Source organism: Micromonospora trifolii, from assembly GCF_022229005.1.
Lineage (GTDB): Bacteria > Actinomycetota > Actinomycetes > Mycobacteriales > Micromonosporaceae > Micromonospora > Micromonospora trifolii.
Window position 1 is genome coordinate 14,978 of the sequence record NZ_JAKKFD010000023.1, and the last position, 21,742, is coordinate 36,719.

Genomic DNA, 21,742 nt, shown 5'->3' on the forward strand with positions numbered 1-21,742 from the left:
GTTCTCCTCTGGGGTTGGATGACTCACTTGACCGCGCCGGCGGTGAGGCCGGCGACGAAGTACCGCTGTAGGGCCAGGAACCCGACGACGACCGGGATGCTGACCACCAGCGAGGCGGCCATGATCTGGTTCCAGTAGACGTTGAACTGGGTGGAGTAGCCCTGCAGGCCGACGGCCAGGGTGCGGCTGCCCTCGTCGGTCATCACCGAGGCGAAGAGCACCTCACCCCACGCGGTCATGAACGCGTACACGGTGACCGCGACGACGCCGGGCACGGCGGCCGGCAGGATGACCTGGAACAGGGTGCGCAGCGGACCGGCGCCGTCGACCTGCGCCGCCTCGTCCAGACCCCGGGGGATCGAGTCGAAGTAGCCGACCAGCATCCAGATCGAGAACGGCAGCGAGAAGGTCAGGTACGTGATGATCAGGCCGGTACGGCTGGCGTACAGCTCGATGCCGGTGGCGTTGCCCAGGTTGACGTAGATGAGGAACAGCGGCAGCAGGAACAGGATGCCGGGGAACATCTGCGTGGACAGCACCGTCACCGAGAAGACACCCCGACCGCGGAACCGGTACCGGCTCACCGCGAACGCGGCGAAGATGGCCACCGCCACCGAGCAGACCGCGGCGATGCTGGACACCACAAGGCTGTTCACCAGGTACCGGGCCAGCGGCACGGTGCTCCACATGTCGATGAACGGTTGCAGGGTGGGCCGACTGGGCCACCAGGTGAAGCCGTTCTGCACGTCCTGCAACGGCTTCGCCGCCGAGGTGACCATCACGTAGAGCGGGATGACGACGAAGAGGGTGAGCAGGGTCAGCACGATGCGCCGGCCCCAGCGTTCACCGGCGGTCTCACGCATGGTCGTCCCTCCGACGGTTGGTGATCAGCAGGTACGCGGCCGAGACGACCAGCAGGAACAGCAGCAGCGCCACCGACATCGCCGACCCGGAGCCGAAGTCCCAGGTCTTGAAGGAGCTGCGGTAGATGTGGATGGAAATCAGGTCGGCCTGCTCCGGCGCGGAGCCGCCGAACAGCACGAACGGGGTGTTGAAGTCGTTGAACGTCCACAGGAACAGCACCAGCAGCAGCACCAGGTTGACCGGCCGCAGCATCGGCAGGGTGACCGAGCGCAGCCGACGCCAGAACCCGGCGCCGTCGATCGCGGCGGCCTCGTACAGCTCGCCGGGCACGTTCTGCAACCCGGCCATCAGGCACAGGAACGCGAACGGCCAGTTGCGCCAGACCGACACCACCAGCAGCGACCAGAAGCTGTTGTCGCCGATCAACCAGAACGGCCGTTCGTTCATCAGCCCGAGCTGGTCGACGAGCACGTGGTTGACCAGGCCGGTGTCGCGTTGCAGCAGGAAGCTCCAGGTGATCACGGCGGCGTAGACCGGCAGCGCGTACGGGGTGAGGAACAGCGCCCGCAGGATCGCGCGTCCACGGAACGGTCGTTGCAGGACGACCGCCGCCGAGATGCCGAGCAGCCAGGCGAACCCGACCGAGAGCAGGCTGTAGGCCAGGGTGATCCAGAAGGAGTGCAGGAGTTCCTTGCCGGCGGCGCTGTTGAGGTCGAGCGTCGCCCGGTAGTTCTCCAGCCCGATGAAGGGCGCGGTGGACCAGTCGCGGATGTGGAACTGGGTCAGCTCCAGCAGGCTCATCCAGACCCCGACGACCATCGGGATCACGTGGATGGCGAGTTCCAGCACGACGGCCGGTGCGAGCAGCAGGTACGGCAGGAGCGAGCGGCGGGGGCCGCGGGGCCGGCGGGTCGGCCGCCGGGCCGGCGACCCGGCCCGGGGTTCGCGCCGGTCGGCGTCCGGCGCGGTGGTGCTGGTTGCCATCGGGGTCCTCTCGGAGGTGGTGGCCGTGGCCGGGCTCAGCGCCCGACCACGGCCACCGGTGACGCCTGGGTCAGCGCATCTTCTGCTGCGCGTCGGTCAGCTTGGCCTTCACCGACGCCTCGGTGACCGGCTTGCCGCTGGCCGCGTCGGCGAACAGCTCCTTCATCGCGGTGCCGACCAGGGTCTCGAAGGTGCTCTCGTCGGGCACCTGCGGCAGCGGGGCCGCGGTCGTGACCAGGGTCTCCTGGATGGTCTTCTGCTCGGTGGCGCTGAACGCCGGGTCGGAGGCCGCGGTCTTCACCGCAGGCAGCGAGCCGTACGTCTTGTTGAGGATCGTCTGCTCTTCGTCGCTGGTCATGAACTTGACGAAGCTCAGCGCGCCGTCCTTGTTCTTGGTGTGCTTGAAGACCGCCATGTTGATCCCGGCGACCATGCTGTTGACCTTCTTGCCACCAGCCGGCGGGCTGGCCAGGAACGGCACCGGGGCCACCCCGTACGCGTCGGCGGGCATGTTCTGCGTCTTCAGGTTCGACCCGGCGGACTGCCACAGCAGCATGGCGGCCTTGCCGTTGGCGAAGTCGGAGACCGACTGGTTCTGCGCGTACTCGGCGTTGCTCGGGTTGGTGATCTTGTCGGCGGCCATGAAGTCGATGTACCGCTTGATCGCCGAGACGTTCTGCGGGGTGTCGAAGGTCGGCTTGCCGGCCGAGTCGAACCACTCGCCGCCGTACTGCTGGCTGAACGTGAAGGCGTGGTGGGCGTTCTCCGACGGGTTGGCACCCTCGATCGCCAGGCCCCACTTGCCGCCGGTGCTCAGCTTCTTGCCGTGCTCGGCGAGCTGCTCCCACGTGGTCGGCGGTGCGGTGATGCCGGCGTCGGCGAACGACTTCTTGTTGTAGTACAGGCTGTACGCCATGCTGTAGAGCGGCACGGCGGCCGGCGGCTTGCCGGGGGCGCCTGCGGCGGCGAGCGCGGCGGGCACGATCCGGTCCTTGCCGCCGACGGCCTGCAGGGTGGCGTCGTCGAACTCGACCAGCGCGCCGGTGGCCTGCAACGACGCCGACCAGGTGTTGCCGATGTTGACGACGTCCGGGCCCTTGCCGGAGGCGGCGGCGGCCAGCAGGCGGTTGAGCAGATCCGACCAGGGGACCACCTCGACGGTGACCTTGATCCCGGTCTGCTTCTCGAACTTGTCCAGTTCCGGCTGGAGGGTGGTCTTGTCGGCCTCCAGGCTGGCGCCCTGGTTGCTGGCCCAGTAGGTGAGCGTCTTCGGCGACGCGGCGGAGTCGTCGCCGGAGCCTCCGCAGGCGGTCAGCGAGGCGGCCGCCAGTACGGCGGCGGTGAATATCCCGAGGTGTCGTCTCGACACGGGTCAGCCCTTCCGGTGCGTGGTGGGGGTCCGCCGGCCTTCGTCACCGATAGGGGTCGGGTGACGGGGGCCGGCTGCGGACAGGGTTCGGGGGTGCGCCGTCGGGGTCCGTCGGCGTTTCCCGGGAGTTACATCACGGCTTAATTTATGTCGTCATTAAAGTTGCTGGCCGGTGGGTCGTCAAGCACGAGGCGGTTACAGTCGCCTCGAACGGCCGACGGGAACGAGGTGACGAGTGGAGCTGGCGCGTGCCACCAACCGCAGCGTGCGGTTGCGCAACCGGTCCGCCCTGCTGACCAAGCTCTTCCTGGACGGCCCGCTCACCCGGCAGGACCTGGTGCGCAGCACCGGGCTGAGCCAACCCGCGGTCAGCAACGTGGTGGCCGACATGATCGACGAAGGGCTGGTCGCCGAGGCCGGCGCCGCCGAGTCCGACGGCGGTCGGCCCAGCATGCTGCTACGGATCGCGCCCCGCTTCGCCTTCGTGATCGGCGTGGACGTCGGCGAGACCCGGGTCCGGGTGGAGCTGTTCGACTTCGCGATGACCCTGTTGGCCAGCGTCGAGTACCCGCTCGACCCGGCCCGTACCGAGCCCGACCTGGTGGCCGGGCACGTGCTGGCCGGCATCGGCGCGGTCACCGGCCAGGCCGGGGTGACCCCCGGCGACGTGCTCGGCGTCGGCATCGGCGTCTCCGGCGTGGTCGAGCAGGGCACCGAGGCCGTCGTGCACGCCCAGGCCCTCGGCTGGGACCGCGTGCCACTGGAGCGTCTGATCGGCGCCGGCACCGACCTGCCGCTGCACATCGACAACGGTGCGAAGACCCTCGGCCAGGCCGAGATGTGGTTCGGCGCCGGCCGGGGCGCCCGGCACGCCGTCTTCGCGCTTGTCGGCTCCGGGGTGGGTGCGTCGGTGGTGACCAACGGCGCCACCTACCGGGGCGCGTCCAGCAGCGCGGGGGAGTGGGGGCACACCACACTGGTGTACGGCGGCCGGGTCTGCCGGTGCGGCGCGCGCGGTTGTCTGGAGGCGTACGTCGGGGCCGAGGCGATCATCGACCGCTACCGGGAGGCGCGCCGGGGTCGACCGGTGCCGGGCGAGGACGAGGAGTCCCAGATCGCCGCGCTGGTCGCCGCCGCCGAGACCTCGGCCACCGCCCGACGGGTGCTGGAGGACACCGCCGGCTACCTCGGCGCCGGGGTGGCCAACCTGATCAACCTGTTCAACCCGGAGCGCGTGGTGCTCGGCGGCTGGGCGGCGATGGCCCTCGGCGACCTGCTGCCGGCCGTACGCGAGGCCGCCGGCCGGCAGGCGTTGCGCCAGCCGTACGAGCAGGCGTCGATCGAGCTCTGCCGGCTCGGGGTGGACGCTGTGGCGTTGGGCGCGGCTACCCTCCCGATCGCCCGCTTTCTCACCGAGGGTGGCGTCCGCCGCTGAGCGGGGGCGACGTCGACGCCGCCGGCAAATTACGCAAAAAAGATCCTCGGGATAAATAACGAAGTTATAGATCGATGTCTTGACGCCGTCGCAATCTCGCCGCAACACTCCTACGAGAGCGCTCTCCCTCCCGCGACGCCGCATCGGCGGCACCACCCACGGCGCCACGGGGCGAGCCGATCCCATCCGCGCGGCACCCCCCGTACCCCCTATCGACAGGCGATGTCATGACATCTCGTGCAACATCCGTACGCCCGCGTCCTCGACGCGTCGTCCGGCACCTGCTGGTCGGGCTCACAGTGGCCCTGGTCGCGGCGCTCACCCCGACCGGCGCCGCCACGCCCGCGCAGGCCGCCCCCACCCTGCTGTCCCAGGGCCGCCCCGCCACCGCCTCGTCCACCGAGAACGCCGGCACCCCGGCCTCCGCGGCCGTGGACGGCAACACCGGCACCCGCTGGGCCAGCACGTTCAGCGACCCCCAGTGGCTCCAGGTCGACCTGGGCACCCGGGCCACCATCAGCCAGGTGAACCTGCTCTGGGAGGGCGCCTACGGCCGGGCCTTCCAGCTACAGACCTCCGACGACGGCGCCACCTGGACGACGATCTACTCGACCACGACCGGCACCGGCGGCACCCAGAACCTCACCGTCACCGGCGCCGGCCGCTACGTACGGATGAACGGCACCGCCCGGGGCACCGGCTACGGCTACTCGCTCTGGGAGTTCCAGGTGTACGGCGAGACCGGCGGCAGCACGCCGACCTGCGGTAGCACCAACGTCGCGCAGGGCAGCCCGGCAACCGCCTCGTCCAGCCAGGACGCCGGCCTCGCGGCATCCGCGGCGGTCGACGGCAACCCGGGCACCCGCTGGGCCAGCGCCGCCAGCGACCCGCAGTGGCTGCGCGTCGACCTCGGCAGCACCCGCACCATCTGCCGGGTGGTGCTCACCTGGGAGGCCGCGTACGCCCGGGCCTTCCAGCTCCAGACCTCGGCCGACGGGGCCACCTGGACGACGATCTACTCCACCACCACGGCCACCGGCGGCACGCAGTCCCTCACCGTCACCGGCAGTGGACGCTACCTGCGGATGTACGGCACCGCCCGGGGCACCGCCTACGGCTACTCGCTCTGGGAGCTGGCGGTGAACACCACCGGCGGCACCAGCGAGCCACCGGTCGGCACCACCGACCCGTACAACCCCAACCTCGGGCCGAACACGTTCGTCTTCGACCCGAGCACCCCGACGTCGACCATCCAGAATCGACTGAACACCCTCTTCACCCAGCAGGAGACCAACCAGTTCGGCCCGCAGCGCTACGCGGTGCTGTTCAAGCCGGGCACCTACACCGCCGACGTCAACCTCGGCTTCTTCACCCAGGTCGCCGGCCTCGGCATGAGCCCCGACGACGTCAACCTCAACGGCCACGTCCGCACCGAGGCGTTCTGGTTCGGCGGCAACGCCACCCAGAACTTCTGGCGGGCCGCCGAGAACCTGTCGGTCACCCTGCCCGCCGGGCAGACAGTGGAGCGCTGGGCGGTGTCCCAGGCGGCGCCGTACCGGCGGATGCACCTGCGCGGCGCGCAGAACCAGATCCAGCTCTGGAACGGCGGCGACGGCTGGTCCAGCGGTGGCCTGATGGCCGACACCCGCATCGACGGCCTGGTCGTCTCCGGCTCGCAGCAGCAGTGGTACTCCCGCAACAGCGAGTTCGGCAACGGCTGGACCGGCTCGGTCTGGAACATGGTCTTCCAGGGTGTCAACGGCGCTCCCGCGCCGAGCTTCCCCAACCCGTCGCACACCGTCATCGCGCAGACCCCGCAGGTGCGGGAGAAGCCGTTCCTGTACGTCGACGGCACCGGTGAGTACCGGGTCTTCGTGCCCGCGCTGCGCACCAACTCCACCGGCACCAGCTGGTACAACAAGACCCCGGCCGGCTCGTCCATCTCGCTGTCGCAGTTCTACGTGGTCCAGCCGGGCACCAGCGCCGCCACCATCAACGCGGCCCTCGCCCAGGGGCGGCACCTGCTCTTCACCCCGGGCGTGCACCACGTCACCGAGCCGATCCAGGTCAACCGGGCCGACACTGTCGTCCTCGGTCTCGGCCTGGCCACCATTCAGGCCGACAACGGCGCGGTGGGAATGCGGGTGGCCGATGTGGACGGCGTGAAGGTGGCCGGCCTCATGTTCGAGGCCGGTACGACGAACTCGCCGGTGCTGATGGAGGTCGGGCCGTCCGGCTCGTCCGCGAACCACGCCACGAACCCGACCTCGCTGCACGACGTGTTCTTCCGCATCGGCGGCCCGCACGTCGGCAAGGCCACCAACACGTTGACTGTCAACAGCGACAACGTGATCGGCGACCACATGTGGCTGTGGCGGGCCGACCACGCCGCCAGCGGCGTTCCGACCGGGTGGACGCTGAACACCGCCGACACCGGGCTCACCGTCAACGGCGACAACGTCACCATGTACGGCCTCTTCGTCGAGCACTACCAGAAGTACCAGACCATCTGGAACGGCAACGGCGGGCGGACGTACTTCTACCAGAACGAACTGCCCTACGACCCGCCCAACCAGGCAGCCTGGATGAACGGGTCGACTCGGGGCTACGCCGCGTACAAGGTGGCCGATTCGGTGACCAGTCACCAGGCGTTCGGGCTGGGTAGCTACAGCTACTTCAACGTCAACCCCGCGGTGGTCGAGGAGCGGTCCTTCGAGGTGCCCACCAACCCGAACGTCCGCTTCACCAACATGGTCACCGTCTCGCTCGGAGGCGTCGGCACCATCAACCGGGTGATCAACAACGCCGGTGGCACCGCGAACGCGGCCAACCAGCAGGTGTACCTGACCACCTACCCCTGACCGGGGCGCCCGCGCCGGCCCGGTCCACTGTGACCGGGTCAGCCGGGTAGCACCCAGGGCCGTGGCCGGCCCGGTCCCGCCGAGACCGGGCCGGCCGCGGTCGTGCCGCTCAACCGGTGAGCACCTCGGCCGCCGCCCGTTCACCGGCGCGCACCGCGCCCTCCAGGTAGCCACTCCAGCGGGTGGCCGTCTCGGTGCCCGCCCAGTACACGCGTCCCACCGGCGCCCGCAGGTGCGGGCCGTACGTCCGCCACGTGCCCGGGGTGAGCGCACCGGAGAAGCAGCCACGGGTCCACTCGTCGGCCGACCAGTCGTGCTCGACGAGATCCACCGGATCCTCGGCGCGCGGCCCGACCACGCCGGCGAACGCCTCCAGCAGGCATCGCCGACGCCGCGCGGGGGACATGCGACGCAACGTGGCGGCGTCTGCCGAGTAGCTGAAGCCGGTCAGCACCCCGAGCGGCGAGGTCGGGGTGGAGTTGTCGACCGTCTCGGTGAGCGGACCGGCGTTGCTGGTGGCCACCCCGGAACGCCCGTCGGCGCGCCAGAACGGCTCCGGGTAGACGGCGTGCACCTTCAACGCCGAACCCATCGGCATGCGCTGAGTGAGCCCGTCGCGCAGCGGGGGCAGCGGCGGGTCGTACCGGATCCGGCCGGCCAGTGCCGGGGCCAGCGCGACCACCACGGCGTCGCCGTCGACGCGCCCGGTGTCGGTCCACGCCGTCGCTCCGTCGACTGTCTGTTCGATGGCCCGCACGGGCGCGGCCAGCGTGAGCGCGCCCGGCGGCAGGGCGGTGGCCATCCGTTCGGCCAGCGCCGGTGGCCCGCCCACGATCCGGTCCTGCTGCGCGCCGCCGGCCATCCCCAGCAACGGCCCGGTTCCGCCGGCGCTGCGCAGGTAGAACAGCAGGTGCAACAGGGACAGCTCGTCCGCGCCGGTGGCCAGCAGCCCGCCGGCGAGCAGCCGCCCCAGGTAGTCGGCGGTGTCGTCCTCCCCGGCCGTGGTGGCGAGCCACCCGCCGAGGGTCGTCCGGTCCCACAGTGCGGCCTCCGGCGTCGCCCAGGGTGCGGCCGGGTCCAGACGTGCGGCGTACTCGTCGAGCAGGCCGAGCACCCGGCCCACCCGCTCCGGCGGTTCGGCCCGGCGCGCACCGGCCCAGAGCAGTGTGGGCGCGCCGACCGATGCCGAGGCGAAGGTGGCCAGCCCGTGCTCGGCGACCAGCGCGTACATCCGGTCCTGGGTCGGGCCGATCCACTGCGCCCCGAGGTCGAGTTGGGTGAGCTCGGGCAGCCACCGGGTCAGCACCCGACCGCCCACCCGGTCGCGGGCCTCCAACAATCGCACCTGGGCGCCGGCACGGGTGAGCGCCAGCGCGGCCGCGAGACCGGAGAAGCCGGCGCCGACCACCACCACCCGCAAGCCGTCGACCACACCGGGGTCTACCCACAACCGTCGCGGGCATGACTACCGGCTCCGTCGCGGCACCGGCGGACGTATCCCGTCCTTCGTCCTTTGCTCTGCACCCGCCGGCGCGCCACCGGCCGACGCGCCACCCGGGCCTGGGCACTGTCGCATTGGCGGGTGCAGAGCAAAGAGCACGCCAACACCGGGGTCGGGTCGGCCGCCGAGAACTTTCTTGCAGCGGCCTGTCGATTCGAGCGGCGGCCGATCGTGTGGAGGATGAGAGGTCGGCGACGGGCCGGCCGCCCGGGAGGAGGAACGATGACGCGCTACCTGCTCAGCATCCATCAGCCGCAGGGTGAGTTGCCGGAGCCGGAGTTCCTGGCGGGGGTGATGCGTCAGCTTGGCGAGCTGCGCGACGAGCTGGCGTCCACCGGGTCGTGGGTCTTCGGGCAGGGGCTGCACGGCCCGGAGACCGCCACCGTGCTGCGTCCCCGCGACGGCGAGGTGCTCATCACCGACGGACCGTTCGTGGAGGGCAAGGAGTACCTGGGCGGCATCACCATCATCGACGTGCCGGACCTGGACGCCGCCCTGCACTGGGGTCGCCGCTACGCGCTGGCCACCACCCTGCCGATCGAGGTGCGCCCCTTCCAGGGTGGGGCTGGGAACTGACCGTGCCGGACGTGGAGGCGGTGTTCCGCGCGGAGTACGGCCGCGCGGTCGCCGTCCTGGTCCGTCTCCTCGGCGACATCGACCTCGCCGAGGAGGCCGTCCAGGAGGCCTTCGTCATCGCGGTGCGACGCTGGCCGCGCAGCGGCCCGCCGCCCAGCCCGGCCGGCTGGATCATCACCACCGCCCGCAACCGGGCCATCGACCGGCTGCGGCGGGAGGCCTCCCGGGCCGACCGGCACGCCCAGGCGGCCCTGCTGTACGCCGCCGACCCACCCGCGGAGGAGGGACCGGTGCGCGACGACCGACTACGGCTGATCTTCACCTGCTGCCATCCGGCGCTCGCCCCGAGCACCCGCGTCGCCCTCACCCTGCGCCTGCTCGGCGGCCTGAGCACCGCCGAGATCGCCCGAGCCTTCCTGGTGCCGGAGCCGACGATGGCGCAGCGGCTGGTCCGCGCCAAGTCGAAGATCCGCAACGCGCGGATCCCGTACCGGGTGCCCCGCGACGCCGACCTGCCCGACCGGCTGCACGGCGTCCTCGCGGTGCTCTACCTGATCTTCAACGAGGGGTACACGGCCAGCGCCGGCCCGCACCTGCTCCGCGCCGAGCTGTGCGTCGAGGCGATCCGGTTGACCCGGCTGCTGGTGGAGCTGATGCCGGACGAACCGGAGGCGCTCGGTCTGCTTGGCCTGATGCTCCTGACCGAAGCCCGCCGGGCGGCGCGGACCACCGCCGACGGCGACCTCGTGCCGCTGGCCGAGCAGGACCGGCGCCGGTGGGACACCACACTGATCGCCGAAGGGCAGGCGCTGGTCCGCCGCTGCCTGCGCCGCGACCGGCCCGGCCCGTACCAGATCCAGGCCGCGATCGCCGCCGTGCACAGCGCCGCGCGGGACGCCGCCGACACCGACTGGTCCCAGATCCTCCAGCTGTACGACCAGCTGACAGTGGTCGCCCCCGGCCCGGTGGTGGCGCTGAACCGGGCCGTCGCGCTCGCCGAGCTGTCCGGTGCGGCGGCTGCGCTGACCGAGGTGGACCGCCTCGACCTGGTCGGCTTCCACGTCTACCACGTGGTCCGCGCCGACCTGCTGGCCCGACTCGGCCGGGGCGAGGAGGCCGTCGACGCGTACCGGACGGCCGTCGCCCTGACGGACAACGCGGCCGAACGGGCCTTTCTCACCTCACGCGCGACGGCCCTGGCGGCGCCCTGAGCGCGCGTTTGCCGCAGGGGCGGCCCGGGAACCCGAGGCACCGCCGCAGCAGGGGATGGGGAGGGGCCATGGCGTACCGCCCGACCGTCGTCGACACCGCACCCGACCTGTCCACCCTCACGCTCGGCGTGGAGGAGGAGTACCTGCTGCTCGACCCGGAGAGCGGTCGGAACCTGCCGGTCGCCGACCAGGTGCTCGCCGCGCTGCGCGGCCCCGCCCGTGACCAGAGCCGCCAGGAGTTCCGGCACAGCATGGTGGAGATGGTCACCCCGGTCTGCGCCGACCTCACCGAACTGCGCGCGCACCTGGTGGCGCTGCGCCGTTCCGCCGCCGAGGCCGCCACGGCGGCCGGGGCCCGGCTGGTGGCGGTCGGCGCCACCCCGGTGGCCGAGCCGCACCGGACGGTCCCCGACGAACCGCGCTACCACGCGATGTCGCGCCGGTACGGGCCGGTGGCGCACGACCCGGCGGTGTGCGGCTGCCACGTGCACGTCGGGCTGCCCGACCGCGAACTGGCGGTGCAGGTCTGCAACCACCTGCGGGTGTGGCTGCCGGTGGTACAGGCGATCACCACCAACTCGCCACTGCACGACGGGTACGACACCGGGCACGCCAGCTGGCGCTCGATGCAGTTGGAACGCTGGCCCAGCATCGGACCGACGCCGTACTTCGACTCCGCAGCCGACTACGACCGCACTGTCGACGAGCTGATCGCCGCCGGCATCATGCTCGACGCGGCGATGGTCTACTGGTACGCCCGGCCGTCGTCGACATACCCGACGGTGGAGGTGCGGGTCGGTGACGTCTGCACCGACGTGGACGACGCGGTGCTGGTCGCCGCGCTGGTCCGGTCCCTCGTGGCCACCCTCGCCGACGACGTACGCGCCGGGGTGAGCGCCCCGAACGTCCGGGACTGCCTGGTCGCCGCGGCGCACTGGCGGGCCGCCCACGACGGTCTCGGCGGCGAGTTGATCGACCTGCGTGCCGGTGGCACCCGCCCCGCCTGGGCACTCGTCGACGAGCTGATGGCGGTGATCGCCCCGGCCCTGCTGCGCCACGGCGACCTCGGGTACGTGTTGGCGCAGCTCGCCCGGCTGCGCCGCGACGGCACCGGCGCCACCCGGCAGCGGCGGGTGCTGGAGCGCGCCGGGGACCTGCACGCGGTCCTCGGTGACCTGGTCGCCCGCACCGCCGCCGCCTGACACACCCGTTACGACGCACCGGGTATCAGCGGATGTCGTGGGTTTGTAGCCACAGCTCCAGCAGACCGAGTTGCCACAGCTTGTTGCTGCCAGCCGCGGCCTCCGCCCGGTCCGGCTCGGCGAGCAGGTGTGCCACGTACTCCGGGCGGAACAGCCCCCGCTCGCGCGCGGCCGGCGCCTGCAACGCCTCGGCGACCAGCTCGCGCACCGGACCGTCCACGTTGCGCAGCGCCGGCACCGGGAAGTAGCCCTTCGGCCGGTCGATCACCTCGGCGGGCAGCACCTCCCGGGCGACCTCCTTGAGTACGCCCTTGCCGCCCTGGGCGACCTTGTGCTCCGGCGGGCAGTGCGCGGCCAGGGTGACCAGGTCCTGGTCGAGGAAGGGCGTACGCACCTCCAGACCCCACGCCATGCTCATGCTGTCCACCCGCTTGACCGGGTCGTCGGGGAGCATCAGGTGGGTGTCCAGGCGCAGCACGGCGTCCAGCGCGGTCTGCGCCCCGGGCGCGGCGAGGTGCCCGGCGAGCAGATCCCGGCTGGCGTCGTGCTCCAGCGCGTACGCCGGGCCGACGATGCGGCGCAGCTCGTCGTGGCCGCGGTCGAAGAACGCGGCGGCGAACGTCTCGGCGGCGCCGTGCCGGGGGGCCTCGACCAGTGGCTGGTGGTAGCCGTAGCCGGCGAACACCTCGTCGGCGCCCTGCCCCGACTGGGCCACCTTCACGTGCTGCGCCACCTGCTCGGAGAGTAGGTGGAAGGCAACCACGTCGTGGCTGCCCATCGGCTCGGTCATCGCCAGCACGGCCCGTCGGACGGCGGGCACCAGGTCGTCGTCGGCCAGTCGGATCCGGTGGTGGTCGGTGTCGTACGCGCGGGCCACCAGGTCCGAGTAGTGGAACTCGTCGCCGGACTCGCCGTCGCGGCTGTCGAAGCCGATGCTGAACGTCCGCAGGTGTTGCTGGCCGGCCTCGGCGAGCAGCGCCACGATCAGGCTGGAGTCCAGTCCGCCGGAGAGCAGCACCCCCACCGGCACGTCGGCGACCAGCCGTCGGCGTACCGCCGCGCGCAGCGCGTCGCCGATCGCGGCCCGCCAGTCGGCGGCGTCCATTCCCGCGTCGGCGGGCTCGCGCACGTAGTCGGGTCGCCAGTAGACCTCCTCGCGGCTGCGCCCGTCCGCCTCGATCACCCGCAGGGTGGCCGGCGGCAGCTTGCGCACGCCACGCAGTACCGTCCGCGGCGCGGGCACGATAGAGTGCCAGGACAGGTAGTGGTGCAGCGCCACCGGGTCGATGCCGGTGTCGACGTCACCGGCCCGCAACAGTGCGGGCAGTGTGGAGGCGAACCGCAGCCGTCCCGGTGTCTCGGCGAGGTAGAGCGGTTTGATGCCGAGCCGGTCGCGGGCCAGGATAAGCCGCTGCCGGACCCGGTCGACGAGCCCGATCGCGAACATGCCGACCAGGTGGTCGACGAAACGCTCACCCCAGTGCGCGTACGCCACCAGGATCACCTCGGTGTCGCTGGTGGAGTGGAAGGTGTACCCGGCTCGGCGCAACTCCTCGCGCAGCTCCGGGTAGTTGTAGATGCAGCCGTTGAAGACCAGGGCCAGGCCCAGGTCGTCGCGGACCATCGGCTGTCCGCCCGCGTCGGACAGGTCGATGATGGTCAGCCGGCGGTGCCCCAGTGTCACCCAACCGTCGGCGAACAGGCCCTCGTCGTCCGGGCCGCGTGAGCGCATCGCGTCGGTCATCCGGGTGACAGCTGCCGCGTCGGGCGTGCGGCCGTCGAATCGCGCCTCCCCGCTGATCCCGCACATCAGCCGGGCCTCCCGTCACCTCGCCCCCGACCGGTGCCGGCCGGTCCCGCCGACCGGACGGGGCCGCTGGCTACCCGTGCCGGCGGCGGGCAAACCCGTCAGCCGCGCAGGGTGCGCAGGATGCGGACCAGCTCGGCGCGGTCGGTGTCGTTGAGGTGACCGAAGAAGCGGTCGGCCTCGGCCCGGCGGGCGGCCCGGATGGCGGTGCTGACGCGGTCACCCTCCTCGGTGAGCGCGACCAGTGTCGCCCGGCGGTCGGCCGGGTCGGGTCGGCGCTCGACCAGCCCCCGGGTCTGGAGGTCGTCGACGACCTCGGTCGCCGAGCGGGGCGCGATGCGCAGGTGCTCGGCGAGGGTGCCGGGGCGTACCTCGCCGTGCCTGGCCAGGACGCCGAGGGCCCGGGACTGGCTGGGCGTGACGTCCCAGGGCGCCAGTGAGTCCCGGGTCTGCCGGCGCAGACGGGACGCCACAGCCCAGAACGTCTCCGCCAGGCTCTCGTCGTCGGCGCTGTCGACGGTGTGCTCGGTCACCGGAATACGGTAGCAGGAGACGTGGTTGTTCCCTCATGATGAGGTAACCTCAGCAATTACCGACGAAAGGTAGTCCCCCTTGGAACCCACCCCGAAGGGCCGCGACCGCGGCCACCGCACCCTCAGCGCCGAAGAGAAGGCGCAGGCCCGTCAGGTGTCGCTGCGCCGCATCGGCCGCCTGTTCACCCCCCACCGGCCCGCGTTGGCCGCCGTCACCGCGATCATCGTGGTCTCCTCGATCATCGCGATGGCCACCCCGTTCCTGCTGCGTGCCGTGATCGACCGGGCCCTGCCGCAGGGCGACGTGACGCTGCTGGTCTGGTTGGTCCTCGGGATGGTCGCCGTCGCGGCGGTGACCTCCGCCCTGGGCGTCGTGCAGACCTGGATCTCCACCCAGGTCGGCCAGCGGGTCATGCACCGGCTGCGCACCGACGTCTTCAGCCACCTCCAGCGCCAGTCGCTCGGCTTCTTCACCCGCACCCGCACCGGCGAGGTGCAGTCCCGCATCACCAACGACATCGGCGGCATGCAGTCGGTGGTCACCTCCACCGCCACCGCCGTCGCCGCCAACCTCACGACAGTGGTCGCCACGACTGTCGCCATGGTCGCGCTCTCCTGGCAGCTCTCCCTGGTCTCGCTCGTGGTGCTGCCGCCGGCCATCTGGCTGACCCGCCGCGTCGCCCGGATGCGCCGCGAGATCACCGCCCAGCGGCAACGCGAACTCGCCGACCTCAACGTCACAGTCGAGGAGGGGCTCTCGATCAGTGGCATACAGCTGGCCAAGACCCTCGGCACCGGCCCCGCGCTGATCGACCGGTTCACCGCCTCCTCGGCCCGCCTGGTCGACCTGGAACTGCGCAGTGAGCTGGCCGGCCGCTGGCGGATGGCCTCGATGAGCATCATCTTCGCCGCCGTACCGGCGGTCATCTACCTCGCCGCCGGCCTCCCCGGCACCGCCGGCACGCTGAGCATCGGCACCCTGGTCGCCTTCACGGCCCTGCAGGGCGGCCTGTTCCGGCCGCTGATGGGGCTGCTCAACGTAGGTGTCTCACTCACCGCGTCGCTGGCGCTCTTCGCCCGGATCTTCGAATACCTGGACCTGCCGGTCGACGTTGACGACCCTGCCGAGCCGGTCCGCCTCGACCCCGCCCGGGTACGCGGCCACCTGCGCCTGGAGGACGTCACCTTCGGCTACCCGGGCAGCGACACCGCCGCCCTCGCCGGGATCACGCTCGACGTGCCCGCCGGCACCAGCCTCGCCCTGGTCGGCGAGACCGGCTCCGGCAAGAGCACCCTCGCCGGGCTGGTCAGCCGGCTGCACGACCCGACCGCCGGCCGGATCACCGTCGACGGCGTCGACCTGCGCGACCTGCGCCTGGCCGACCTGGCCGCGATCGTCGGCGTGGTCAGCCAGGAGACGTACCTGCTGCACACCACCGTCCGGGAGAACCTGCGCTACGCCCGGCCGGAGGCCACCGACACCGAGATCGAGGACGCCGCCCGCGCCGCCCAGATCCACGACCTGATCGCCGGGCTGCCCGACGGGTACGACACCATGGTCGGCTCACGCGGCCACCGGTTCTCCGGCGGTGAGAAGCAGCGCCTCGCCATCGCCCGGACGCTGCTGCGCGACCCGCGCATCCTGGTCCTCGACGAGGCCACCAGCGCGCTGGACACCGAGACCGAACGCGCCGTGCAGCGGGCCTTCGACGTGCTCGCCCAGGGGCGCACCACGATCACCATCGCGCACCGGCTCTCCACGGTCCGCGACGCCGACCAGATCGCGGTGCTCGACCACGGTCGGATCGTCGAGGCCGGCACCCACGACAGCCTGCTGGACCGCAACGGCCGCTACGCCACGCTGGCGGCCTGAACCCCGGATCACAACCGTCTCGAAACCGTCCCGAAACTGTCTCGTTATGGCGCGGTCAGGTGGCGGTAGACGGTGGCCCGCGAGACACCCAGCGCGGCCGCGATGGCGTCCACCGAGTGGGTGCCCGCCGCGTGCATCCGCCGGGCCGCCTCGACCTGCTCCCGGGTCAGCGCGGGCGGCCGTCCCGGCCGCCGACGCCGGCTCGCCGCTTCCGCCGGGGTCGCGCTCCCCGGTGTCACGTCCGTGTGCGTCCCGAGTACGGCGTCCGTGTGCGTCCCGGCTGCGGCGTCTGTGGGCGGACCGGCCGCGACGTCGATGCGCGGACCGGTCGCGACGGCGGCGGGCAGTGGGGCCAGCAGTCGGCGTACGCCGTCGAGCATGTCGGCGCGCAGCACCTCGTCGGACACGTCGGTGAAGAAGACGACCGGATCGCTGCACGCGCCCACCGCCTGCACCGCGAGGACCCGCTCGCGACGTCCCGCGTTCGGCCCGGCGATGAGGTCGTTGGCCCGCATCGCGACCTCCATCAGGCGGTGGTAGGTGTCGCCCCGACCGATCAGCGCGATGTCGTGGAAGAGCATGCCGAGCGGCCGGCGATGGGCGAGCATGACGTCCAGCCAGCCCTCCAGCACCGTCCACCGGGCGCGTTCGGTGGGCTGTGTCCGAGCCGAGTCGAGCAGCGCCTCCAGATCCGCCACCAACGGCTCGACCAGGGCGGCGAGCAGGTGCTCCTTGGCCGGAAAGTGGTACAGGATCGCGGTCTTGGTGAGCCGCAGCCGTTCGCCGATCTGGCGCAGCGAGGTCCGCTGGTAGCCGTGTTCGGCGAACAGGTCGAGCGCGGCGCGCAGGATCCGGGTGCGGGTGTCGTCCGCGGGATCGGCGGTCATGCCGGCCAGCCTAGCGACGTCCTGACCGGTGGGCACGATCACCGTTGATTCGACTGACCAGCGGTCAGTACAGTGGTGACTGTCGACCCAGCCAACGGCAGGAGGGGCCCCATGCCCGTCATCTCGATCGGCAATCTGGTCAAGACGTTCGGCGCCATCCGGGCACTCGACGGGCTGGACCTGCACGTCGAGCAGGGAGAGGTGCACGGCTTCCTCGGGCCCAACGGCTCCGGAAAGTCCACCACCATCCGGATCCTGCTCGGGTTGCTCCGCCGCGACTCCGGCGACGCCCAGGTGCTCGGCGCCGACCCGTGGCGCGACGCGGTCCGCCTGCACCGCCGGCTGGCGTACGTGCCGGGCGACGTCAGCCTCTGGCCCAACCTCACCGGCGGCGAAGCCATCGACCTGCTCGGCCAACTGCGCGGAGGCCTCGACCGGCGTCGCCGCGACGAGCTGCTGCACCGCTTCGACCTGGACCCGACCCGCCGCTGCCGCACCTACTCCAAGGGCAACCGGCAGAAGGTGGCCATCGTCGCCGCCTTCTCCTCCCCGGTGGAGCTGTACGTGCTCGACGAGCCGACCTCCGGCCTCGACCCCCTGATGGAGGCGGTGTTCCAGGACGAGGTCCGGCGGGTCAAGCAGGCCGGCGCCACAGTGCTGCTCTCCAGCCACGTGCTCGCCGAGGTCGAGGCGCTCTGCGACCGGGTCAGCATCATCCGCGAGGGCCGCACCGTCGAATCCGGCACCCTCACCGAGCTGCGCCACCTCACCCGCACGGCGGTGACCGTCGAGACCGCCCGCCCGGTCACCGGCCTGGACGCGCTGCCCGGCGTGCACGACGTGCACGAGGTCGACGGCCGTACCCACCTGGAGGTCGAGCCCGCCCACCTCGACGAACTGCTCGGCCAGCTCATCCGCTTCGGCGTGCGCGCGCTGACCAGCACGCCGCCCACACTGGAGCAGCTCTTCCTACGCCACTACGGCGACGACCCGGCCGCTACAGCCACGGGCGCTGCCGCCGTCCCTGCTTCACCTGGCCCTGCCACCGTTGGCGCCTCGGACGTCGATGCGCAGGCTGACGCGCCGCGGGGCGGTGCCCGGTGAGCGCCCTCACCGGTACGACCCTGCTGGCCCGGCTCGTGCTGCGCCGCGACCGGATCCGCCTCGCCATCTGGGTCCTCGGCACGCCCCTGCTCGGCTACGCCCTCGCCGGCAGCGTCGCCGGCATCTACCCGGACCAGGAAACCCGGCAGGGCTACGCCACCACCTCGGCGTCCAGCCTGGTCGCCCGCGCCTTCAACGGCCCCATCCACGGCACCGACCTCGGTGCCGTGGTGGTCGCCGAGACGTACGTGACGCTGGCCCTGATCGTCGCGCTGCTGAGCACCTTCGCGGTGACCCGGCACACCCGTCAGAACGAGGAAACCGGGCGGGCCGAACTGCTCGGCGCCAACGTCGTCGGCCGGTACGCGCCACTCACCGCAGCGCTGCTCGTCATCGTCGGGGCGAACACAGTGGCCGCCGTGCTGCTCACGGTCGCGCTGGCCGGCGCCGGTCTGCCGCTCGCCGGCTCCGTCGCGGCAGCGGCCGCGATCGGGGGCGTCGGTGTCGCCTTCACCGCGATCGCCGCGGTCACCGCCCAGCTCTCCGTCACCGCACGTGGCGCCAACGCGCTCGCCGCCGCCACCGTCGGGCTCTCCTTCGTGCTGCGCGCCGCCGGAGACGTACTCGGCGAACAGAGCGCCGACGGCACCCGCGTGCGGAGCGCCTGGCCATCGTGGATCTCCCCCCTCGGCTGGGGCAACCAGGTACGAGCCTTCGACGGTGAACGCTGGTGGGTGCTCGCCCTGCCCGTTGCGCTGCTGCTCGCCGGCGTGGCGTTGGCGTACGCCCTCGCCGAGCGACGCGACCAGGGCGCCGGGCTGATCGCCCCCCGACGCGGCCCGGCCACCGCCGCGCCACGGCTGCTCAGCCCCACCGGGTTGGCCTGGCGGATGCAGCGCGGCACGCTGCTCGGCTGGGCGGTCGGCGTGGCCGTGCTCGGCCTCTCCATGGGCGTCGCCGCCGACGAGTTCGACGACATGATCGACGCGAATCCAGCTGCTGCCGAGGCGATCAACGCGATGGGCGGCGGAGCCGACCTGATCAACGCGTACCTGGCCGCGATGCTCGGCCTCTTCGCCCTGACCATCGGCGCGTACGTCGTGCAGGCCCTGCTGCGCGTACGCGGCGACGAAGCCGACGGGGTGCTGGAGGCCGCTCTCGCCACGGCGGTCAGCCGCACCCGCTGGCTCGGCACCCAGGTGCTCGCCGCGACACTCGGCGCGATCGCCCTGCTGCTCCTCGCCGGCGTGACCACCGGCCTCGGCTACGGCATCGTCACCGGAGACCCGCTCGGCCAAGCCGTCGAGCTGGGCGGCGCCGCGCTGCTGCGCCTGCCCGCCCTGCTCGTGATCGCCGGGGTGGTGACCGCGATCTTCGGGCTGCTGCCCCGCTGGTCGGTGGCGCTGTCCTGGACGGCGTTGCTGGTCTTCCTGCTCCTCGGGCAGCTCGGTGCGGTGCTGGAGTTGCCGCAAGCCGCGCTCAACGTCTCGCCGTACACCCATGTGCCGGCCGTGCCCGCTGTCGACCCGGCGGCGCTTCCCCTGGTGGTGCTGGCGGCGGTCGCCGCGGCCCTGCTCGCCGTCGGCGTGGCCGCCTTCCGGCACCGCGACGTCCCGTCCTGACCCGTTGTCCTGCTCGCCTTGATCGTTGTCAGATAAACAGGGCTTCCCTCGGCGTGTCGCCCTGCTGAGCTGCCAACGATTACTGCGGCTGTAGCAGAAAGCCCATGGGGGCGGGGCATCGTCCACAGATCGGGTGCTGTCCACAAAGGGCTGGGTGACGTGGTTGCGGGGGTTGGGGTGATGCTTCACGGTCCGTGGTGTGAACTCGGTGCTTCGGGATCTGGTGGAGCTTGGCGGGGGGATGGTGACGCTCGGGGCGTGTCGGCAGGAGGTGCCGCAGTGGGCGCTGCAGCAGGCGTGCCGCAACGGTGAGCTGGTGCGGGTGCTTCCCGAGGTGTTCGTGGCGACGCACCTCGTCGACGGTCGACCCGGCGCCCCTGCACTGAGTCGACTCGGCCCTGCTCTGGGTCAGCGGGCGGCTCTCGCCCGGGCGGGGGGCTGCGGCGCAATCAGTCACCTCAGCGCGCTCGCTGCATGGGGTTGCGACCGCAGGCGGTCGGTGATCTGGTGCACCTGAGTACACCGGCGAGGGCCAGCCTGCGCACCCGACCCGGGCTGGTCGTGCATCGACGGCGCGAGTTTGCCGTCGAGCCGCCGCAGGTGGTGATCCGGCGAGGCCTGACGGTCACCCGACTTGAGCAGGCACTCGTCGACTCGTGGCCGATGTTGCCGCCCGTCGAACGACGGGCACCGGCGATCCGGGCAGTCAACGAATGGCTTACCACGCCCGAGAGGCTGGCGGTGGCCCTGGCCGGTGCCCCGAAGCTGATTGACCGGGCGGCGCTCCGAACACTGGTGGCCAGGCTCGCCGACGGCTGCCGCAGCCCGCTCGAGATCTGGGGGCACGAGCACGTCTTGACCGGTCCGGGCATGCCGGCGTTCCGTCGACAGGTGCCGGTCCGGGTCGGGCGGCGCATGGTGTACCTCGACATGTTCGCCGAGCGGGAACGGGTCAACATCGAACTCGACGGGGCCACCACCCACGGCAGCCCAGGCCAGCGCGAGATCGACCTGCGCCGTGATGCCCTACTGGCGGCCGTCGGGATACTAGTCGTCCGCTTCGCGCACCGTCGCCTCGTGCACGACGTCGACGAAGTACGCCGGGAAACCCTCGCCATCCTGGCGACCCGCCGAACCTGACGCGGTGGGTCGGGGCGGACGGGGTTGCCCGGGGCTGGCAGCCTCGACCGCGTGAGCGACCTCCTGACGCAGCTTCCGGCGCTCCTCGGCGTCCTGGTTGGCACCCTGGGCACGATCCTCGCCACCTCCCTCGCCGACCGCGCCCGCTGGCGGCGAAGCCAGAGCGTCCGCTGGGACGAGCGACGGCTCGACGCGTACGTCGACTACGCGCACGCCCTCAAGGAGAGTCACGCGGTGGCGCTGCGACTGACGGCCGAGCACCGACCGGGATCGCGGAGCCACCCCATCGATCGCGAGGAGGGGCTTGTCCGACTGGCTGAGGCGGACGCTCGGCGCACCATCGTCTGGGAAAACCTGCTGCTGCTCGGCGACGAGCCGACCGTTGTCGCCGCCGCAAACTGGCGGGACGCGATCTGGCAGGTCGAACGGCTCGCCCGGGGAATCGTCGAGCCGCCGTCGGACGTGGCGGGAATGCTGACCCGCGTCGACGAGGCCCGCGACGGGTACTACCGGGCGGCCCGGCACAGTCTCGGGGTGCGTGGGGGGTCGGTGGAGCAGTCCGCGACGCTGCGGAAGGCGTTGGTCGACCGGACCACAGCAGCGTCTGAGGTGCCCGCCGCCTGAGTGCGGCGGTGCCGGGGGCGCTCCCCTGTGGGGCGCCGACTGACGGGTGCCGGACACCATCGACGGCCGTGCAGGGGCTTGTCGCACGCTACCGCGACACTGAGGCTTCCTCGACCGGGGAGGTGGCTCGTGCCGTATGTCAGGTCACA

General features: G+C 71.9%; 18 protein-coding genes. 11 read left to right on the forward strand and 7 right to left on the reverse strand.

Annotated elements, in window-relative coordinates:
• Positions 1–23: 23 nt before the first annotated feature.
• The 3 genes from NIE79_RS15715 to NIE79_RS15725 form a co-directional block, all read right to left on the reverse strand.
• Entirely contained in the window at positions 24–863 is an 840-nt protein-coding gene (locus NIE79_RS15715) for a carbohydrate ABC transporter permease (protein WP_238679296.1), read from the reverse strand.
• A complete protein-coding gene (locus tag NIE79_RS15720; RefSeq protein WP_238679297.1) occupies positions 856–1,848 on the reverse strand; it encodes a carbohydrate ABC transporter permease in 993 nt (330 codons plus the stop codon). The genes NIE79_RS15715 and NIE79_RS15720 overlap by 8 nt, the downstream gene beginning before the upstream one ends.
• Before the next feature lie 70 nt (positions 1,849–1,918).
• Positions 1,919–3,217: an ABC transporter substrate-binding protein gene (locus NIE79_RS15725; protein ID WP_238679298.1), complete on the reverse strand. Its 1,299-nt coding sequence runs from the start codon at positions 3,215–3,217 to the stop codon at positions 1,919–1,921.
• A gap of 235 nt (positions 3,218–3,452) precedes the next feature.
• On the opposite strand from NIE79_RS15725, the gene NIE79_RS15730 reads away from it, so the two are divergent.
• Both NIE79_RS15730 and NIE79_RS15735 read left to right on the forward strand, forming a co-directional pair.
• On the forward strand, positions 3,453–4,652 hold the full coding sequence (locus NIE79_RS15730; protein ID WP_238679299.1) for an ROK family transcriptional regulator: 1,200 nt from the start codon (positions 3,453–3,455) through the stop codon (positions 4,650–4,652).
• Positions 4,653–4,879: 227 nt separating this feature from the next.
• On the forward strand, positions 4,880–7,513 hold the full coding sequence (locus NIE79_RS15735; RefSeq protein WP_238679300.1) for a discoidin domain-containing protein: 2,634 nt from the start codon (positions 4,880–4,882) through the stop codon (positions 7,511–7,513).
• A gap of 109 nt (positions 7,514–7,622) precedes the next feature.
• Here the strand turns inward: NIE79_RS15735 and NIE79_RS15740 are convergent, their stop codons facing one another.
• Positions 7,623–8,945: a flavin monoamine oxidase family protein gene (locus NIE79_RS15740; RefSeq protein ID WP_238679301.1), complete on the reverse strand. Its 1,323-nt coding sequence runs from the start codon at positions 8,943–8,945 to the stop codon at positions 7,623–7,625.
• A 291-nt stretch (positions 8,946–9,236) separates the two neighbouring features.
• Between NIE79_RS15740 and NIE79_RS15745 the strand changes: the two genes are divergently transcribed.
• From NIE79_RS15745 to NIE79_RS15755, 3 genes are all read left to right on the forward strand, one after another.
• Positions 9,237–9,590, forward strand: a complete 354-nt coding sequence (locus NIE79_RS15745; protein WP_238679302.1) for a YciI family protein — start codon at positions 9,237–9,239, stop codon at positions 9,588–9,590.
• 2 nt (positions 9,591–9,592) lie between these two features.
• Positions 9,593–10,801, forward strand: coding sequence for an RNA polymerase sigma factor (locus NIE79_RS15750; RefSeq protein WP_238679303.1), 1,209 nt, complete (start codon positions 9,593–9,595; stop codon positions 10,799–10,801).
• Positions 10,802–10,869: 68 nt separating this feature from the next.
• Positions 10,870–12,003 carry a carboxylate-amine ligase gene (locus NIE79_RS15755; protein ID WP_238679304.1) on the forward strand — a complete coding sequence of 378 codons (1,134 nt, stop codon included), beginning with the start codon at positions 10,870–10,872 and terminating at the stop codon, positions 12,001–12,003.
• A 25-nt stretch (positions 12,004–12,028) separates the two neighbouring features.
• Here NIE79_RS15755 and NIE79_RS15760 read toward each other — a convergent pair whose 3' ends face one another.
• A complete protein-coding gene (locus NIE79_RS15760) occupies positions 12,029–13,813 on the reverse strand; it encodes an N-acetylglutaminylglutamine amidotransferase (protein ID WP_238679305.1) in 1,785 nt (594 codons plus the stop codon).
• Positions 13,814–13,911: 98 nt separating this feature from the next.
• A complete protein-coding gene (locus NIE79_RS15765) occupies positions 13,912–14,343 on the reverse strand; it encodes a MarR family winged helix-turn-helix transcriptional regulator (protein WP_238679306.1) in 432 nt (143 codons plus the stop codon).
• A gap of 79 nt (positions 14,344–14,422) precedes the next feature.
• On the opposite strand from NIE79_RS15765, the gene NIE79_RS15770 reads away from it, so the two are divergent.
• Positions 14,423–16,216: an ABC transporter ATP-binding protein gene (locus tag NIE79_RS15770; RefSeq protein ID WP_274524154.1), complete on the forward strand. Its 1,794-nt coding sequence runs from the start codon at positions 14,423–14,425 to the stop codon at positions 16,214–16,216.
• A gap of 44 nt (positions 16,217–16,260) precedes the next feature.
• Here NIE79_RS15770 and NIE79_RS15775 read toward each other — a convergent pair whose 3' ends face one another.
• Positions 16,261–17,103 carry a TetR family transcriptional regulator gene (locus tag NIE79_RS15775; protein ID WP_238679307.1) on the reverse strand — a complete coding sequence of 281 codons (843 nt, stop codon included), beginning with the start codon at positions 17,101–17,103 and terminating at the stop codon, positions 16,261–16,263.
• Between the two features lie 111 nt (positions 17,104–17,214).
• On the opposite strand from NIE79_RS15775, the gene NIE79_RS15780 reads away from it, so the two are divergent.
• From NIE79_RS15780 to NIE79_RS15800, 5 genes are all read left to right on the forward strand, one after another.
• The gene (locus tag NIE79_RS15780) at positions 17,215–18,207 is read left to right on the forward strand and encodes an ABC transporter ATP-binding protein (RefSeq protein WP_238679308.1); all 993 of its coding nucleotides are present in this window, start codon (positions 17,215–17,217) and stop codon (positions 18,205–18,207) included.
• Positions 18,204–19,829, forward strand: coding sequence for an ABC transporter permease (locus NIE79_RS15785; protein ID WP_238679309.1), 1,626 nt, complete (start codon positions 18,204–18,206; stop codon positions 19,827–19,829). Before NIE79_RS15780 ends, NIE79_RS15785 begins: the two co-directional genes overlap by 4 nt.
• Positions 19,830–20,028: 199 nt before the next feature.
• Positions 20,029–20,346 carry a hypothetical protein gene (locus tag NIE79_RS15790; protein ID WP_238679310.1) on the forward strand — a complete coding sequence of 106 codons (318 nt, stop codon included), beginning with the start codon at positions 20,029–20,031 and terminating at the stop codon, positions 20,344–20,346.
• Positions 20,304–20,969 (forward strand): endonuclease domain-containing protein, encoded by a 666-nt coding sequence (locus tag NIE79_RS15795; RefSeq protein ID WP_238679311.1) that lies wholly within the window; start codon positions 20,304–20,306, stop codon positions 20,967–20,969. Before NIE79_RS15790 ends, NIE79_RS15795 begins: the two co-directional genes overlap by 43 nt.
• Before the next feature lie 51 nt (positions 20,970–21,020).
• Positions 21,021–21,593 carry a hypothetical protein gene (locus NIE79_RS15800; protein WP_238679312.1) on the forward strand — a complete coding sequence of 191 codons (573 nt, stop codon included), beginning with the start codon at positions 21,021–21,023 and terminating at the stop codon, positions 21,591–21,593.
• Positions 21,594–21,742 lie beyond the last annotated feature (149 nt).